2 protein-coding genes are annotated in these 521 nt (G+C 31.7%); both read left to right on the top strand.

The features are described 5' to 3' along the window. Positions 1-200: HAD hydrolase family protein (locus FUA24_RS00240; protein ID WP_148539580.1), on the top strand; the 200-nt coding region annotated here is incomplete at its 5' end. Between the two features lie 128 nt (positions 201-328). Beyond that, positions 329-521 (top strand): hypothetical protein (locus FUA24_RS00235; protein WP_148539579.1); only part of this gene is annotated, 193 nt, incomplete at its 3' end.

Below are 521 nucleotides of genomic sequence, written 5' to 3'. Positions count from 1 at the left end.
GTATTGATATTAGCCAAACTATAGCAGTAGGTGATGGGGCTAATGATTTGCCAATGCTTAACCTTGCTGGTTTAGGTATTGCGTTTCATGCAAAACCAAAAGTAAAAGATAATGCACAAAGCTCAATATCAAGTATAGGTTTAGATGGTGTGCTGTATCTTTTAGGCTACCACGATAGGCATATCGATTTAATAGAGTAACCCAAAACGTGGTTAATTTCTTATTTATAAAACTATCTTAAAGTCTTTTTATCTTGTTGCTAAAAGTAGTATTTTGGCATGATTATTAGTGTAAATAAAACAAAGCTAATAAGCCAAAACATACATGTATGCGTCAAATCTTTCTATATAGTTTTTACTTATTTATTTTCAGTGCATTATATGCACAAAATACACCAAACCCATTATTAACAAATGATGCCGAAGCCCAAAAAAAATGGGTTGATAGTATTTATAACAGCATGTCTTTAAAAGAAAAAGTAGGGCAGTTGTTTATGGTGCAAGTAATGTCTAACCAAAGTT

This window comes from Seonamhaeicola marinus (assembly GCF_008085455.1).
This window is presented reverse-complemented; position numbering and strand designations above follow the sequence as displayed.